Genomic DNA, 246 nt, shown 5'->3' with positions numbered 1-246 from the left:
ACCGCACGGAGGCGGCGTATCCGTCGGAGCGGTGCATCCATGAGCTGTTCGAGGCGCAGGTGCGGCGGGCACCGGAGGCGGTGGCGCTGGTGCATGAGAACGAGAGACTGAGCTATGGCGAGCTCAACGCGCGGGCCAACCGGCTGGCGCACCATCTGATCGCACTCGGAGTCAGGCCGGACCAGCCGGTGGGGATCTGCGTGGAGCGCAGCGCGGCGATGGTGGTGGGGCTCTTGGCGATCCTGA

Annotated in this window: 1 protein-coding gene; it reads left to right on the top strand. The window is 69.1% G+C overall.

The genetic code is table 11. From position 1 onward, the window contains the following. Nucleotides 1-246, top strand: a 246-nt coding sequence (locus AB3X89_RS40805) for an AMP-binding protein (RefSeq protein ID WP_368588123.1), incomplete at both ends; no start/stop codon positions are given.

Origin of the sequence: Paraburkholderia sp. BR14320 (assembly GCF_040948665.1) — a bacterium.
GTDB classification, from domain to species: domain Bacteria; phylum Pseudomonadota; class Gammaproteobacteria; order Burkholderiales; family Burkholderiaceae; genus Paraburkholderia; species Paraburkholderia youngii.
Note: the sequence above shows the minus strand (reverse complement) of the source record. Positions and strands in the feature narration are given on the sequence as shown.